This window comes from Synechococcus sp. C9 (assembly GCF_022984075.1).
Lineage (GTDB): Bacteria > Cyanobacteriota > Cyanobacteriia > Gloeomargaritales > Gloeomargaritaceae > Gloeomargarita.
In genome coordinates, this window is record NZ_JALAAD010000001.1 from 1 (window position 1) to 14,592 (window position 14,592).

At 54.2% G+C, this 14,592-nt stretch carries 13 protein-coding genes; all 13 read left to right on the top strand.

All coding sequences use genetic code 11. From position 1 onward, the window contains the following. The first annotated feature begins 101 nt into the window (after window positions 1-101). The 13 genes from shc (at window position 102) to MLD66_RS00065 (ending at window position 14,515) form a co-directional block, all read left to right on the top strand. Entirely contained in the window at window positions 102-2,057 is a 1,956-nt protein-coding gene (gene shc / locus MLD66_RS00005; RefSeq protein ID WP_247214903.1) for a squalene--hopene cyclase, read from the top strand. A gap of 73 nt (window positions 2,058-2,130) precedes the next feature. Continuing rightward, on the top strand, window positions 2,131-2,952 hold the full coding sequence (locus MLD66_RS00010) for a phytoene/squalene synthase family protein (protein ID WP_247214904.1): 822 nt from the start codon (window positions 2,131-2,133) through the stop codon (window positions 2,950-2,952). Between the two features lie 331 nt (window positions 2,953-3,283). Further along, on the top strand, window positions 3,284-4,219 hold the full coding sequence (locus MLD66_RS00015; RefSeq protein ID WP_247214905.1) for a bifunctional riboflavin kinase/FAD synthetase: 936 nt from the start codon (window positions 3,284-3,286) through the stop codon (window positions 4,217-4,219). Between the two features lie 53 nt (window positions 4,220-4,272). Further along, window positions 4,273-5,298, top strand: coding sequence for a 23S rRNA (adenine(2503)-C(2))-methyltransferase RlmN (rlmN, locus tag MLD66_RS00020; RefSeq protein WP_247218856.1), 1,026 nt, complete (start codon window positions 4,273-4,275; stop codon window positions 5,296-5,298). Window positions 5,299-5,723: 425 nt separating this feature from the next. Continuing rightward, a complete protein-coding gene (locus tag MLD66_RS00025) occupies window positions 5,724-5,924 on the top strand; it encodes a hypothetical protein (RefSeq protein WP_247214906.1) in 201 nt (66 codons plus the stop codon). Further along, entirely contained in the window at window positions 5,924-6,178 is a 255-nt protein-coding gene (locus MLD66_RS00030) for a DUF4160 domain-containing protein (protein WP_247214907.1), read from the top strand. The genes MLD66_RS00025 and MLD66_RS00030 overlap by 1 nt, the downstream gene beginning before the upstream one ends. After that, window positions 6,175-6,435 carry a DUF2442 domain-containing protein gene (locus MLD66_RS00035; protein ID WP_247214908.1) on the top strand — a complete coding sequence of 87 codons (261 nt, stop codon included), beginning with the start codon at window positions 6,175-6,177 and terminating at the stop codon, window positions 6,433-6,435. Before MLD66_RS00030 ends, MLD66_RS00035 begins: the two co-directional genes overlap by 4 nt. Next, complete coding sequence (locus MLD66_RS00040; RefSeq protein ID WP_247214909.1) at window positions 6,429-6,683, top strand: DUF2442 domain-containing protein; 255 nt, start codon at window positions 6,429-6,431, stop codon at window positions 6,681-6,683. The genes MLD66_RS00035 and MLD66_RS00040 overlap by 7 nt, the downstream gene beginning before the upstream one ends. A 423-nt stretch (window positions 6,684-7,106) precedes the next feature. Continuing rightward, a complete protein-coding gene (locus MLD66_RS00045; protein WP_247214910.1) occupies window positions 7,107-7,700 on the top strand; it encodes a pentapeptide repeat-containing protein in 594 nt (197 codons plus the stop codon). Further along, window positions 7,697-8,422: a 16S rRNA (uracil(1498)-N(3))-methyltransferase gene (locus tag MLD66_RS00050; protein ID WP_247214911.1), complete on the top strand. Its 726-nt coding sequence runs from the start codon at window positions 7,697-7,699 to the stop codon at window positions 8,420-8,422. The genes MLD66_RS00045 and MLD66_RS00050 overlap by 4 nt, the downstream gene beginning before the upstream one ends. A gap of 12 nt (window positions 8,423-8,434) precedes the next feature. Continuing rightward, entirely contained in the window at window positions 8,435-10,222 is a 1,788-nt protein-coding gene (locus tag MLD66_RS00055) for a M3 family metallopeptidase (RefSeq protein WP_247214912.1), read from the top strand. Window positions 10,223-10,262: 40 nt separating this feature from the next. Beyond that, complete coding sequence (locus MLD66_RS00060; RefSeq protein ID WP_247214913.1) at window positions 10,263-12,938, top strand: GAF domain-containing protein; 2,676 nt, start codon at window positions 10,263-10,265, stop codon at window positions 12,936-12,938. Then, window positions 12,917-14,515 carry a glycosyltransferase family 39 protein gene (locus tag MLD66_RS00065; RefSeq protein WP_247214914.1) on the top strand — a complete coding sequence of 533 codons (1,599 nt, stop codon included), beginning with the start codon at window positions 12,917-12,919 and terminating at the stop codon, window positions 14,513-14,515. The genes MLD66_RS00060 and MLD66_RS00065 overlap by 22 nt, the downstream gene beginning before the upstream one ends. Window positions 14,516-14,592 lie beyond the last annotated feature (77 nt).

The following is a 14,592-nucleotide window of genomic DNA, read 5'->3' on the forward strand; positions in this document are numbered from 1 at the left end:
CCCAATCATAACTTAGATTGCTAGGGCACATCCCCAAAAATAAGTTGCAGAGGTGCCTGCTCCTGATATAAATAGAAATGGCTTGTCGCACTAGGAACCCTATGACCACCGTTGATTTGGCAAAACTCAAACAAAGCATCAGCCGCAGTCACGATTATTTACTGTCCCTACAACATCCTGATGGGTATTGGTGGGCAACCCTGGAATCGAATGTGACCATGACGGCGGAATTGGTGCTTTTGTACTTTATTTGGGGCATTCCTGAGCGTTTACCCCTAGAGAAAATTAAAACCTATATTCTCAACCAGCAACGGGAACATGGGGGCTGGGAATTATATTACGATGATGGGGGGGATTTGAATTGCACCATTGAAGCCTACATGGCGTTGCGTTTACTAGGTTGTAGTGCGAATGAACCCGCTTTAGCAAAAGCCAAAACCCTGATTCTTTCCCGGGGTGGTGTGACCCGTGCCCGCATTTTTACCAAACTCAATTTGGCGTTGCTTGGTTGTTATGATTGGCAAGGTTTGCCCTCGTTGCCCCCTTGGTTGATGCTGTTACCTGCTGGGGGTTTCTTTAGCATCTATGAAATGTCCAGTTGGGCGAGAAGTAGCACCGTGCCGTTGATTATTGTCTTTGATAAAAAACCCATTTATCCCCAGGGATTTAATTTAGATGAATTGTATGTTGAATCCCCCAGCGAACGCCGTTATGAATTACCCCAAAAAGGAGATTGGACAGATATTTTTGTCTGGCTAGATCAGGGGTTCAAATTCGCAGAAACTTGGAACCTTACCCCATTCAGACCGGAGGGTTTAATCGAGGCGGAACAATGGATTTTGCAACGGCAGGAAGAAACCGGGGATTGGGGGGGCATTCAACCGGCGATGGTCAATTCGCTCTTGGCGTTACGTTGTCTGGACTATGACTTGGCGGAACCGGCGGTGGTGCGGGGGTTTCAAGCGGTTGAGAAGTTCTGTGTTGAGCGTGAACGTGAATACTGGATGCAACCCTGTGTCTCGCCGGTGTGGGATACGGCTTTGACGGTGCGGGCGTTGGTGGACAGTGGGTTGGCTCCCGACCATCCAGCCCTGGTGCGAGCGGGGCAATGGTTATTACAAAAGCAGATTTTGAATACCTACGGGGATTGGGCGGTGAAAAATCCCCATGCCCGTCCGGGGGGTTGGGCGTTTGAGTTTGATAACCGCTATTACCCGGATGTGGACGATACGGCGGTGGTGGTGATGGCTTTGGCACAAATCCGTTTGCCCAATGAACGGGAGAAACAGCAGGCGATCCGGCGGGCAGTGGATTGGATTGTGTCTATGCAATGTACTAATGGTTCCTGGGGGGCTTTTGACAAGGACAACAACCAGGAATGGCTGAATGCTCTGCCCTATGGGGATTTGCGGGCGATGATTGACCCTGGCACGGCGGATGTGACCGCACGGGTGTTGGAAATGGCGCATTACCCAGGGGCGAGTTTGCCGCTCCCGGTGTACCAACGGGCGGTGCATTATTTACTCCAAGTCCAGGAGCCGACGGGGAGTTGGTTTGGGCGGTGGGGGGTGAATTACATTTACGGGACAAGTGGGGTGTTGGCGGCGTTGCGGGGGGAACCGATTGCCGAACGGGCGTGCCAGCGGGGGCGGACGTGGTTGTTGGCGCACCAAAATCCCGATGGGGGGTGGGGGGAAACCTGCCGCAGTTACCAAGACCCGTCTTTGCAGGGGCAGGGCGTGAGTACGGTGTCCCAAACCGCCTGGGGGGTATTGGGGTTGCTTGCCGCTGGGGGTACGGCGGAACCGGCGGTTGAACGGGGGATTGATTACCTGTTGGCGCAACAGCAGACCGATGGTTCCTGGTCGGAAACCCTGTTTACCGGCACGGGCTTTCCCCAGCATTTTTACCTACGCTATAACTTGTATTATCAACACTTCCCGTTAATGGCTCTGGGACGCTATTACCAGCGGGTTGCCCAGCCCTTGGCGATACCTTTGGGGGTGCATCCTAGGTCTGAATCGGTGGTTTTACCGGTAAATTTGGCGGATGGGTAGGAGAACTGGTTTTTTTCCGCTATACTTTGCGCTAATGGTATGGTGTGTGTAGTGGTGGAAAGGAGTTGAGCGGATGGATCTGCGCCGGGGTGCTTTAGAGTTGCTCAAGGAAACGAGCCGCACGTTTTTCATTCCCATCAGTGGCCTGCCTTCAGGTCTCCAGGAAGCGGTGACTTCCGCCTACCTCTGTATGCGGGCGATTGATGAAATTGAAGACCACCCGGATTTGGATAATGCCACCAAGGTAAAATTGCTCCGCTCGGTGAGCTTGACCCTGGAGGCGGCGACGGATACGTTTGCGGTGAATGATTTGTCCCTGGCGTTGGCGGTGCATCAAACCCCTCTGCCGGAGGTGACGGTGCGGATTGGGGAATGGGCACTTTTGGCTCCCCCGACGATTGCCCCCCGGGTGTGGGATGCGACGGCGGCAATGGCGGACCGGATGGCCTACTGGGCTTCCTGCAACTGGCGGATTCAGACCGAGGCGGACCTGGATCGCTATACCTTTGGGGTGGCGGGGGCCGTGGGGTTATTGCTCTCGGATTTATGGGCCTGGTACGACGGGACGCAGACCAACCGTTCCCTAGCCATCGGTTTTGGGCGGGGGTTGCAGGCGGTGAATATCCTGCGGAATCACGGGGAAGACCAGCGGCGGGGGGTGAGTTTTTTCCCGGATGGTTGGGGCAAGGAGGAAATGCACGCCTATGCCCGCCGGAATCTCGCCTTAGCGGATGCCTATAATGCTTCCCTGGGGGATGGCCCGGCTCTGAGTTTTTGCCAAATTCCTTTGGCTTTAGCCCATGCGACCTTGGGGGCTTTGGCCCAGGGACAAACGAAACTCACCCGCAGTGCGGTGATGGCTCTGGTGGCGCAGGTGACTGGGGGCAGACGTTAGGAACTATTTGCCCTATAACTTAGTACTAGAGAATTCTTTTGTACTAAAAATAGGTCAATTGCAAATTCCTATGGAAAGAGCATTCATCGGGAATCAACTCTAGGGCACCTCTGTAAATTCAAAGTTAGCGGTCGCAGGGGGCACCCCCGCTCTTGGTTCTGGAGAATTTCGGTATGCCTACGGCACGCCAGCGAACGCCAATCAAATAGGATGGCTATATGATCATGGCGGGTCATCATTTCGGAAGCCAGCGAGATATTTTGGGGTGGGATGCAATTCCGGTTCCCGCATCGGGCAGGAACCCTGTCTAAAATGTGTCAAAATGTAAAGCGTGTGGACAACCGAAACCCTGACCCATATTTTGACCCCAACGGCCATTGCCCTGGGGAATTTTGATGGCCTGCACCGAGGACACCGGGCGGTCATGGACCCGATTTTGGCTGACCCCAATCTGTGGGCAACGGTGGTTACCTTTCGTCCCCATCCGGTGGAGTATTTCAGCGGTCAACCCCGTGCCCTGTTAACCCCCTTAGCAGAAAAACAGGAAATTCTGGCGAGTTGGGGCGTACAGCAATTGGTATTACTTACCTTTGACCGGGAGTTGGCACAGTTGACCCCGGCGGCATTTTTTGATGAAATTATTGTCCAACACCTACACGCCCAGCGGATCAGTGTGGGTTTTGATTTTTGTTTTGGGCGAGAACGGCAGGGTAATGCGGAATTACTGCAAAAATTAGGGCAAGAAGCGGGCATCACCGTCACCATTATCCCAGAATGTACTGTAGATGGAGAGCGCATTAGCAGTTCCCGGGTGCGGGAATTACTGCTGGCGGGACAACCGGAACAGGTACAGCGTTTGTTGGGACGACCCTATGAGCTGATCGGTGAGGTGGTACGGGGGCAATCCCTGGGACATGGGTTGGGCTTTCCGACCGCCAATTTACAGTTACCGGCACGGAAATTTTTACCCCGCCAGGGGGTGTACTGCGTGGAAGTGACGGCAGAGCGGGAGCTACAGGCGCAACCGGGGGTGATGAATTTGGGATACCGCCCGACGGTGGATGGGCAAACCCTGACGGCGGAAGTGCATGTGTTGGGATGGCGGGGGGATTTGTATGGGCAACGTCTGCGGGTGGCTCTGCGGCATTTTTTGCGTCCCGAACAAAAATTCAGCGGGGTGAGTGCCCTGAAAGCCCAAATTCACCGGGATTGTCAGGCGGCACGGGAGTATTTCCAATTACCCTTAGAGCAGTTGGAGCCGACCTGAAGCCCTCCCATCCGTTACCCTAGAAATTGCAAACCCCGATTCTCGTCACCGCCATGCACAGCCGTCCCCTGTTGGGGCAAACCCTGACTGAACTCACCGCCTGGGTCACGGCGCAGGGGCAACCCGCCTACCGGGCAAAACAACTGCACCAATGGCTCTACCAGCGGGGGGTGCGGCACTTTCAGGACATTACCGTGTTTCCCAAATCCTGGCGGGAGCAGGCGCAACTGGAACTGGGGCGTTCCCACATAGCTCAGCGGTGGATTGCTCGGGATGGGACGGTCAAGTATTTATTACAATTGCATGACGGCAATCTGATTGAAACCGTCGGTATTCCCAGTGCGGATCGGTTGACCGTGTGTGTTTCGTCCCAGGTGGGTTGTCCGATGGCTTGTGATTTTTGCGCCACTGGCAAACAGGGTTTTACCCGCAATTTAGCGGTGCATGAAATTTTGGATCAGGTGTTGACGGTGCAAACGGACATGGCACGCCGGGTGTCCCACCTGGTGTTTATGGGGATGGGGGAGCCGTTGCTGAACCTGGATGCCCTGGTAACTGCCATTCACCGCTTGCATCAGGACTGTGGCATTTCCCAGCGGGCGATGACCATTTCTACGGTGGGGGTGCCCCAGCAAATTGCACGCCTTGCCCAAGCCCAACTCCAGACCACGTTGGCGGTGAGTTTGCACGCCCCCACCCAGGAGTTGCGCCAGCGGTTGATTCCCAGTGGTCGCCATTATCCCTTGGAGCAGTTATTGGCGGACTGTCGGGATTATGTGGCACGGACAAAGCGGCGGGTGAGTTTTGAATACACCCTGTTGCGTGGGGTCAATGACACCCCGGAGTTAGCCCATCAGCTGGCGAAGTTACTGCGGGGTTTTCAAAGCCATGTGAATTTGATTCCCTACAATCCCATCGCCGATGCGGACTATCAACGCCCCACGATGGAGCAGGTGCAGGCGTTCCAAAGGATTTTGGCAGGGGAGCATATTGCGGTGACGGTGCGGCAAACCCGGGGTTTGTCTGCCCAGGCGGCTTGTGGTCAATTGCGTTCGCTGGTGGGAACAATCGCTAAATGAGTTGTCGCAATCACCCGTCAATTGTGCATGAAATTTTATATTTACAAAATCAATTCAACCTCAAGGGTCGCAGGACATCACCCGTCCTGGTTCTGGGGAATTTTTGTTCATAAATTATTGCCTATAGTAATACCAACTGAAAATGGAATAGGGGTCGCAGGGCACCGCCCCGTTCTGGGGGATTTCTGCTCACTAATCAAGTAGGATTACTATATCGTGAAAGTCTTGTGTAGCCAAAAGAATAGTCTCTATTTTCCACGATGTAGCCCCTTCTGATGTAGCTTTCCTCTAGAGCATGGACTGATAACCCTCAGAATGGCTCTTATCTAGTTGCCAATGCTAATAAACGCCCTGTGATAGAAAATATATGTAGAGAGGCAGGATACAACCCTCGATTATCGGTACACCTGAAGACCTTTTAGGAGATGACCATGTGGAATGATCCAATTATCGAGGAACTACATAAAATCCGAGCCGATCGAGATGCTCAATTTAACGGTGATCTAACTGCAATGCTGGAATCTCTTAAAACGATCGAGCAGGAATGGCTATTAAAATTTCCCAAGCTAATGTCAGGGGAGATTCGGGTAAAATCTGCAGAGCAACCGGTGGAGGATGTGCTGTAGTGCCAACCGTCCTATATTTGCGTGGCTGGAGATTTCATTTCTATTCCAACGAAGGAGCAGAACCAATCCACATCCACGCCCAAAAGGGAGAAGCTGAATGCAAATACTGGCTCGATTTGGAACTATATGACATTCGAGAAGCCTATGCTTATAATATGACTAAGCGAGATACTAGAGAGGTGCGTAAAATTATTCTACAAAATTTTGATGAAATTGTGGAAGCTTGGAACACTTATTTTGGAGATCAGCTATGAGTAAACATCACATAGTGCAAAGCCTCACTTTTGACCAAGAGAATATGATTTTAACGGTGGATGGCTCGACCTATCACATTCCCATTGATCGAGCATCCAAACGGCTAGCTCAAGCTACCGAAGCAGAACGAAACTTCTATAAAATTTCCCCATCTGGCTATGGTATCCACTGGTTCACCATTGATGAAGACCTATCCATTGACGGTTTGATTCGCTTAGCTAATAACCTACAACCGCAAAACATATCCCAATGGTGAAAGATATTACTGCTGTAAAACCAATCAAAGACTATCAACCGCATCTTAACTTTGAAGATGGTATAGAGGGCATTGTTGATCTAGCAGAAATTATTAAATTTAGCGGCATCTTTGAACTGCTCCAAGACCTAGCATATTTTACTACTGTTAGAGTCAATCCAGATTTAGGAACCATTTGCTGGGAGAATGGTGCAGACTTCGATCCTGTTGTGCTTTATGCAAAAATCGCTAACCACAACTACCAATAGAGGAAATAAGCGATCGCCGGTTACCCAAGCTGATGTCAGGGGAGATACGGATAAAATCTGCAGAGAAAATGGCGGAGGATGTGATGGGTTACAGTCACACTCATTATACGTCATAGAATTTAAGACTCCTATATTTTAACATCTAAAACTTTGTTGTTGGTGTTCTTTTTTTCTTGTCGTGTAGTAAGATATTGGGGTCTTCAGAACTATAGTGCTATAAATGCGTGTATGGGGCAATCTTATTCAAGTAATGGTAAATTAGTATGAGGGATAAAATTAAGGGTACTCTTAATATGATTAGCACCAAAAGAAAGTTATCTGGCTACAATACTGGTATAACTGAAAACAAAGACTGGGAGCTAAGTTCCGGCGATCCATGCTTAGAGGTTTAACAATGCGCTGTACCCTATGCGGCGGTGGGTTATGAAAAAGGTTGTCATCCAATCCTTCATCCTGGGAATGTCCCTGGGCAGTGCGATTCCTATGGGGGCGTATGACCCGGTGCAATTGGCGCAATTAAAAACCACCAAACAATGCCCGAATTGTGACCTGAGTCGGGCGGATTTGCAGGATCAGGATTTAACTGGAGCGAATTTACAGGGGGCGAATTTGACCAATACCATTTTGGTGTTTACTCGCTTATCCCAAGCTAAGTTGCAGGGTGCCTATTTGGCGGGGGTCAATGCCTACGGGGTGAATTTGCAAAATGCTGATTTAACCGGGGTGAATTTATACGTGGCGAACCTGGTGCGGGGGGAATTGCAGGGCGCTAATTTGACCCAAGCGTTTTTGGGTGGGAGCAATTTATTTGAAGCCCAACTGCAAGGTGCCAATCTCACCCAAGCCCGTTTGCCCTTTAGTAATCTGGGTTTTGCCCAACTGCAAGGGGCGAATCTGAGCGGGGCAGACCTGCGGGCGACCAATTTATTTCACGCCAATCTGACCGGCGCCAACCAACAGGATATGAACCTCACGGGTGCCCATCGGTTCCAAACCCTGGGGTTGCTCAGCCCATGAACGCCCTGGCGGGGTATCAGCGGTTGACGATTCACCCCCAACAAATTCAGGGGCAACAGGTGCATTTGACCCCGGCGCAAAGCCATTACCTGGGGCGGGTGTTGCGGTTGGCGGTGGGGGATGAATTTATTGCGATGGACGGTCAGGGGCATTGGTGGCGGGCGCAATTGCTCACCCCGACTCTGGCGCAGTTGGGGGAATTACTATCTATTTGGCGGGAACTGCCTGCCCCAATCGCACTGCTGATGGGAATTCCCAAGGGGGATGGGATGGATCAGGTGGTACGGCAGGCGACGGAACTGGGGGTGCGGCAGATTTGGCCACTGCTTACAGAACGAACACAGGTACAACCGGGCCCTGGGCGCATTGAACGGTGGCGGCGGATTGCGGTAGAAGCGGCGGAACAGTCCTGGCGGCAATGGATACCGGCGGTGTTTCCGGCTCAACCTCTGGTCACAGCCCTAGCGCAGGTGGGGGATATGCCCAAATTGGTGTGCGACCCAGCACCGGAATTGCCACATCTGGTAACTGTACTGCGCCCGGAACCGACGGCTTTGGCGGTACTCATCGGGCCGGAGGGGGGCTGGAGTCCGGCGGAAATGGCTTGGTTGCAGACCCAGGGGGGGCAGGTGGTGTCCCTGGGGGGGCGGGTTTTGCGTACCGTCACCGCACCGGTCGTCGCTCTGGCGCTGATTGGGGCATCATGGGAACAGTACCCTTAGCAGGAAGCGTTCATGACCGTCACCTACGCCCAAGAGTGGGATTTATCGGATTTGTACCACAGCCTGGCAGACCCCCGGCTGGATCAGGATGTGCAGGCGTTGCAGGCGCAGGCGGGGCGGTTTCGGGAGACCTACCGGGGCAGGGTGGCGACGTTGACCCCCCTGGAGGTGCGTACGGCACTGCAAACCCTGGAATCCCTCTGGGAACGGGTGGGTTATGCCTATGCCTATCCCGCGTTAATGTTTGCGGCAGATACCCAAAATACCCTGGCTCGGCAACGGCTGGATCAGGTAATGCAAGCGGCGACCGAGATTGAAAATCAGGTGTTGTTTTTCTCCCTGGAATTGCAACAGTTACCGGCGGCGCAGTTAACCAGCCTGAGCCAGGCACCGGACTTGGCGGGCTACCGGCATTATCTGGAACGGCTCCAGTTGACCCAACCCTACCAACTGCCGGAGGCGGTGGAGCAAACCCGCAACCAGGCGAGCTTGACGGGACGACAGGCCTTTATCCAACTGCGTTCTTTGCACCAAGGGGCTTTGACCTACCGCCCGGTGACCACCCCGGAGGGCACAACGGCCACCCTGGAGGCGGAATTGGGGGCTCTGCTGTTTCACGGGGATGCGGACACCCGTTACCAAGCCTACACCAGCATCCGGGAGCGACTGGCGGAACACAATTTACTTTATGGGTACATTTTAAGTACATTGGCGCAGGATCATCGCCTGGAAAACCAACTGCGGGGCTATCCCTCGACCCTGGCGAAGCAATTGCTGGCGGATGAGGTGCCGGAGGCGGTATTTAGGGCGGTGATGGACGGTACCCGGGCACGGTATGACCTATTCCAACGGTATTACCGGCGTAAGGGGGAAGCCCTGGGGCAAAAAATCCGCACCTGTGATGTGTTAGCACCCTGGCCGAGCCAACCGCCGGTGGACACTCGGATTGACTACGACCGGGGGATTGCACTGCTCCTGGGGGCGTTGGGGGAATTTAGCGACACCTATCGCCAGCGGGCGGAACAATTTTTCCAAAAGCGGTGGGTGGATGCCCAACTGCGTCCCGGCAAGCAGGGGGGGGCGTTTTGCTCCTATGTGTATGGCAAACACAGTTATCTATTGCTTTCCTATGCAGCGGATTACAATTCCCTGTTTACTTTGGCGCACGAAATGGGGCATGGGTTGCATTTTGCTTGGATTGGGGAGGCGCAGACCTATTTCAACAGCAATCCGCCGATGGTGTTGGCAGAGGTGGCATCGGTGTTTAATGAATTGTTATTGCTGGATTATCTGCTGGAGCGGGCGAGCGACCAACCGCAATTGCAACGGGTGTTGTTGGTGCGTTTGATCGAGGATCAGTTGAATTTAATTTTCCGACAAAGCACGATCAGCCGCCTAGAATTAGCCATCCATGAAGGGGCGACCCAGGGCAGTTTTGACCACGAATTTGTCAATCAAACCTGGATGCAACTTTATCAGGAGTTGGGTGGCGATGCGGTGGAGGTACTGCCGGAACATGGGGTGGACTGGGCACGCATCGGGCACATTTTTTTCAAGCCCTATTACTGCTACCAATACACCGCTTCTAGTGTGGTGAGTTTGGCTTGCTATCAGCAGTACCGTCAGCACGGGCGGGAGTTTATCCCCGGGTATTTGCAACTGCTGGCCAGCGGCGGTTCCCAGGAGCAGATCGGGGCGTTACAGCAGTACGTGGGGGTGGATTTGACCCAACCGGCAACGATTGACCGGGCCCTGGATACGGTGGCTGGCTTGATTGACCGGCTGGAAGCCTCCCGGTGACCCTGGTAAGCTGGTACTATTCCCAAAGGCTCTGGCGGTTTTGAAAGCGGCAGTCATCACGGAAGAGAGCAAGTTAACCGCCCTGGTACAAGCGGTGGAACAACTGCGGGCGGCCACGACAGCGGAACAGGTCTGGAGCCAAGCGGCCGCCTATCTGGGGCAGGAATTGCAGACCCATCTGGCCAGCGAGGGGCGCACCGGGTCGGTCTGGGTGTGGTTAGCCAGCTACGATGCTGTCCGCAATACCCTGGTGGGCAAAGACGGGGTAGTGCCCAACCCGAAGGAAGAGGGAACCCTCCTGCGACAACGGTTTGCGGTCACGGCGGGGGATGTGTGGCAACGGGCATTGCAGTCCCCAATGCCCCTGGATATTCCCGACTGGAGCAAGGAGCCGAAGTTGGGGGAATGGGCGAACAAAATGAAACGCCTGCGCCCGGTGGGGGTCACCCTCTGTCCACTGCCAGGGGGAACGGGGGTGGCCTGGTTGGGGATTCCCGATTGGGGAGCCGCCCTGCGCCCGGATGGCAAACTGCGGGTGCGGTTATTTTTAGCGGAAATGGGGCAACAGTTGCACCGGTTGGCGGAACGGCAACAGCACCAGCAGACCCGCCAAGGGGGGGAATTTCTCACCCAGGTGATGCTCAAGTGCCGTCCCCAGAGCAGTTATGAGGAACGCTTGGCACTCATGGCCGAGCAGGTACACCAGGCCCTGGGGGCGGACCAAACCCTGGTGTATGCCTACGACGAACGGGCGAATCACTTTATCCTCAAAACCAGCGCTCCCCGACTGCGGCGGGAGGAAGTGGTGCCCCTGGCGATGATCCAAGGCCTGTACCAAAATCTCATGTTGGGGGAATTGGTGGCGATTAATGATGCCAGCCAAGCCGAGCGCATCCCCATCAGTCTCCAGTTTTGGCAACAGTACAATGCCAAGGCGTTGTTAGCCGCCGCTGTCCTGGCTCCCGAATCCAAGCAATTGCTGGGGTTTTATTGTTGCCTGAGCCGTCAGCCCCGGACTTGGGAACCGTTTGATAAATCGGCGCTCCAAGGGGTGGCCCAGTTGGCGGCCATGCTCTCCCCCCTGGCGGAATTGAGCCAAACCCTAGCCCGACTGGAAACGGAGCAAAAGGTCTATTTGGGCGTAGCGCAGGCGATTTACGGGGGGAGTGATTGGCAACAGGCGCTCAAAACCGCCGGTCAAATTTTGGATCAGCATTTGCCGGGGGAACGGTGGTTACTCCTGCACCAAAATCCCGACAGCCGCCATTACGAGATTGTGTACCAAAGCTATAAAAAACGGCCTTTGGTGGGGCCGCTGGCACCTTTGCACGAATTGGATCAGGATTTACTCCGGCAGGGGGGAGTGGTGATCACCGTACCCAACTGGCAAACGGAACTGAAACTGATGACCTGGCGGCAAACCCTGCAAAACCAAGGGGTACAGGCGGTGTTGGCGGCCAATGCGGTGCCGGAGCACAACCCCCACATTCTCCTGGTCTTGACCCAAAGTGAACCCCACTATTGGAGTCCCCGGGATTGCCAGTTTGTCCAGGCACTAGCGCGGCAATTGGGGACGGTGGTGCGCCAATGGTATTTACAACAGTCCTACGAATCCCAAACCCGTTGGTATCGGGCGTTGGTGCGGGGCTTGGAACTCCTGGATCAACCCCTGGCGTTGGTACAACATCTCAGCGCCGCCTTGTCCCTACCGCAGGTGGCCTTGGTGACCTGGACGGCTGAAGCGCAGAGCGGACACGTGATAGCCGCCCATCCCCACCACGATTCCCTCGCCGTCAATGTCCATGACCCCATTCCTGTCCATGAGGACCCCCTCCTGCAACGGGTGATTGCCCAGGCGGAACCTTGGTTACAAAGCGGGGTGGAGTTGGAACCGGTGACCCGCCGTTGGTTGACTGGGGAGGGGATTGACCAGATGCTCGCCCTGCCGATGGGGGAACCTGCCCAGGGGGTGCTGGTGCTGTTGGATACGGCGCAACAAACCTGGCCCCCCGCTTTGATCCAGGTGGTACAGGCGTTGGCGGGTGCTTTGGGGCGGGGACTGACCTGGAGCCAACGGGTGCAGCACTTGGAGCGGGACTATTTGCACCTGGCGAGTCAAAACTGGCAACGGCAATGGCATTGGCAGGAGTGGGCCGAGGCGGTGGGCCGTCTGACCCCAGAGCAATTCCCAGAGCAATGGCCGGAGAAACAGGCTCAGGCCACCCATTGGCTCAGCCTCGATGTCACCCTGCAGACCCAACCCGTGTCCCTGTCTGGTCTATTGCGCCGAGCCTCCGCCCGCATGAACGACCTGATCAGCCAAAATAAGGTCTGGTTTCGGGTGCATCAATCCGGGTTAGAAAAGGCAAACATTTTAGGGGATGGGGAACGCTTGGAGTTGATTGTGGCGGAACTCCTGCGGTTTGCCTGCCAACGCTCCCCCCAGGAGGGACGGGTGGATATTTGGTGTCAACTGGTGCAAGGCGGGGTGGTGGAGGTGGCGATTACCGACTACGGCCCAATTTTGATGAGTCTTTTAGAACTCCTGCGCCCGGATCAACCCGACCCCCTGGGCAATGGCGTATTAAACCATTCCCCCGCCCGGGAGTTATTCCTGTGTCGCTTCCAGGTACAACAAATGGGGGGGGATGTATTTTACGAAAAATTGCCCGACAATCGTTTTTCCAGCCGGTTATGGTTACCCCTCGCCCTTTAAGCTGGCAGTGGTTGTTGGGGTTGACCGGGCTGGCGTTGCTGGTCTGGCTGATTGGTCTGGACAATGTACCGCTCCGGGATGTGGATGAAGGGCAAGTGGTGTTGGTGGCACGGGATATTTTTTGCACCGGCAATTGGCTCTTTCCCACCCGCATGGGGGAACCCTATCTGAACAAACCGCCGTTGGTGCATTGGCTCACCGCCCTCAGCTATCACCTGGGGGGGATTACGGACTGGACAAGCCGGTTTCCCGCCGCTGTGGTGAGTAGCTTGGCTGTACCGGGGATGTATCTGCTGGGGCGGCAGGTGTTTGCCAAGGAAGCCACCGCCCGCTGGGCCGCTTTGGTGTTTTTGACCCTCCTGCCGGTGGTGCGGCATGGCCGTCTGGTGATGTTGGACGGCACGGTAGTGACGGGCTTGGTATTTTTGCTCATCACCACTGCTTATACCCGTCATCAACCCCGCTGGAGTTGGGGGATGGGATGCCTGCTGGGAATGTTAGCCCTGACCAAGGGATTAATTGCCGTACCCTTGGGGGTGATTGCCCTGGCATTTTTGGCTTGGGAACAGCCCCGCATCTTCCAAAACCTATCTTTTTGGGTGGGTTTACTGCTGGGAATGCTCCCCGGTTTGAGTTGGTTTCTCGCCCAAATGGTTCACTATGGCACCACCTTTTTGCAAGGGCATTTACTCGACCAAAGTCTGGCCCGCACCTGGGAAGTGGTGGGTGGAGAACCGGGGCCGCCTTGGTATTATGTGCAACATTTATTTTTTCATAGTTGGCCCTGGTTGCTTTTTTGGCCGGGGGGATTACTTTTGGCTTGGCGCAAACGTGAGGAATCCTGGGCAAAACTCAGTTTATTGGGCACGGGGATATTTTTAGGCATTATTTCCTTGATGACGACAAAAATCCCCTGGTATGTCATGCCCGTTTATCCTTTTTTTGCGCTGACCGTCGGAGCAAATGTTACCCAAATTTGGCAGAATAAAACCATACCGCCCCGCTGGTGGCTTTATCTATTTGGATTTTTAACCGTTGGGGCAACGGGGGCAGGTATTTATTATGGGTTCATGGCAAAACAGGTGGACTTAGGAGGAGTGTTATTTATCCTAACAATGACGTTTGGGGGAACCACCTTTTACTTCTGGCAAAAAAAACGGCAATTTTTAGTAGTTTTAACCGGCGGATTTTATCTGGCTTTGGTCGCATTTATGGCGACCCCCCACTGGAATTGGGAATTAAATAACTCGGAATTTTCTGTGAAACCGGTAGCGGCACTCATTCGCCAATTTGTCCCCCCTGGCTATGACATTTATCTCTCCCGCCATCACAGCCGCAGAACCTTAGATTTTTACAGTGGCAGACGGGTGGAAGCCCATAGCCAAGAAACCCTAGAACGTCTGTGGCGAGAGCGACCGATACACCCATTTATCCTATTAAAAAATCAGGAATTAGACCAAGTGAATTTACCCAACCATCGGGTCTATGGTCAGACGGAACGTTATACCTTAGTCGGCCCGGTTTTAACCGTGTCAACCCAGGAACATTCCTCCCCCTGTCCCTTGCCAAAATTATAAGGGCACTTCTAAAAATAGGTCGCAGGGGCGTAGCCCCCGTCCGTGGTTCTCCTGAATATAAGGGTTCCAGCGAGATA

What these genes read in the sequence shown, in the direction of transcription:
- rlmN (WP_247218856.1), top strand. Translation starts at nt 4,273, where the DNA reads ATGCACAGCCGTCCCCTGTTGGGGCAAACCCTGACTGAACTCACCGCC.
- MLD66_RS00050 (WP_247214911.1), top strand. Translation starts at nt 7,697, where the DNA reads ATGAACGCCCTGGCGGGGTATCAGCGGTTGACGATTCACCCCCAACAA.
- MLD66_RS00010 (WP_247214904.1), top strand. Translation starts at nt 2,131, where the DNA reads ATGGATCTGCGCCGGGGTGCTTTAGAGTTGCTCAAGGAAACGAGCCGC.
- MLD66_RS00035 (WP_247214908.1), top strand. Translation starts at nt 6,175, where the DNA reads ATGAGTAAACATCACATAGTGCAAAGCCTCACTTTTGACCAAGAGAAT.
- MLD66_RS00025 (WP_247214906.1), top strand. Translation starts at nt 5,724, where the DNA reads ATGACCATGTGGAATGATCCAATTATCGAGGAACTACATAAAATCCGA.
- MLD66_RS00065 (WP_247214914.1), top strand. Translation starts at nt 12,917, where the DNA reads ATGGTTACCCCTCGCCCTTTAAGCTGGCAGTGGTTGTTGGGGTTGACC.
- MLD66_RS00045 (WP_247214910.1), top strand. Translation starts at nt 7,107, where the DNA reads ATGAAAAAGGTTGTCATCCAATCCTTCATCCTGGGAATGTCCCTGGGC.
- MLD66_RS00055 (WP_247214912.1), top strand. Translation starts at nt 8,435, where the DNA reads ATGACCGTCACCTACGCCCAAGAGTGGGATTTATCGGATTTGTACCAC.
- MLD66_RS00040 (WP_247214909.1), top strand. Translation starts at nt 6,429, where the DNA reads ATGGTGAAAGATATTACTGCTGTAAAACCAATCAAAGACTATCAACCG.
- shc (WP_247214903.1), top strand. Translation starts at nt 102, where the DNA reads ATGACCACCGTTGATTTGGCAAAACTCAAACAAAGCATCAGCCGCAGT.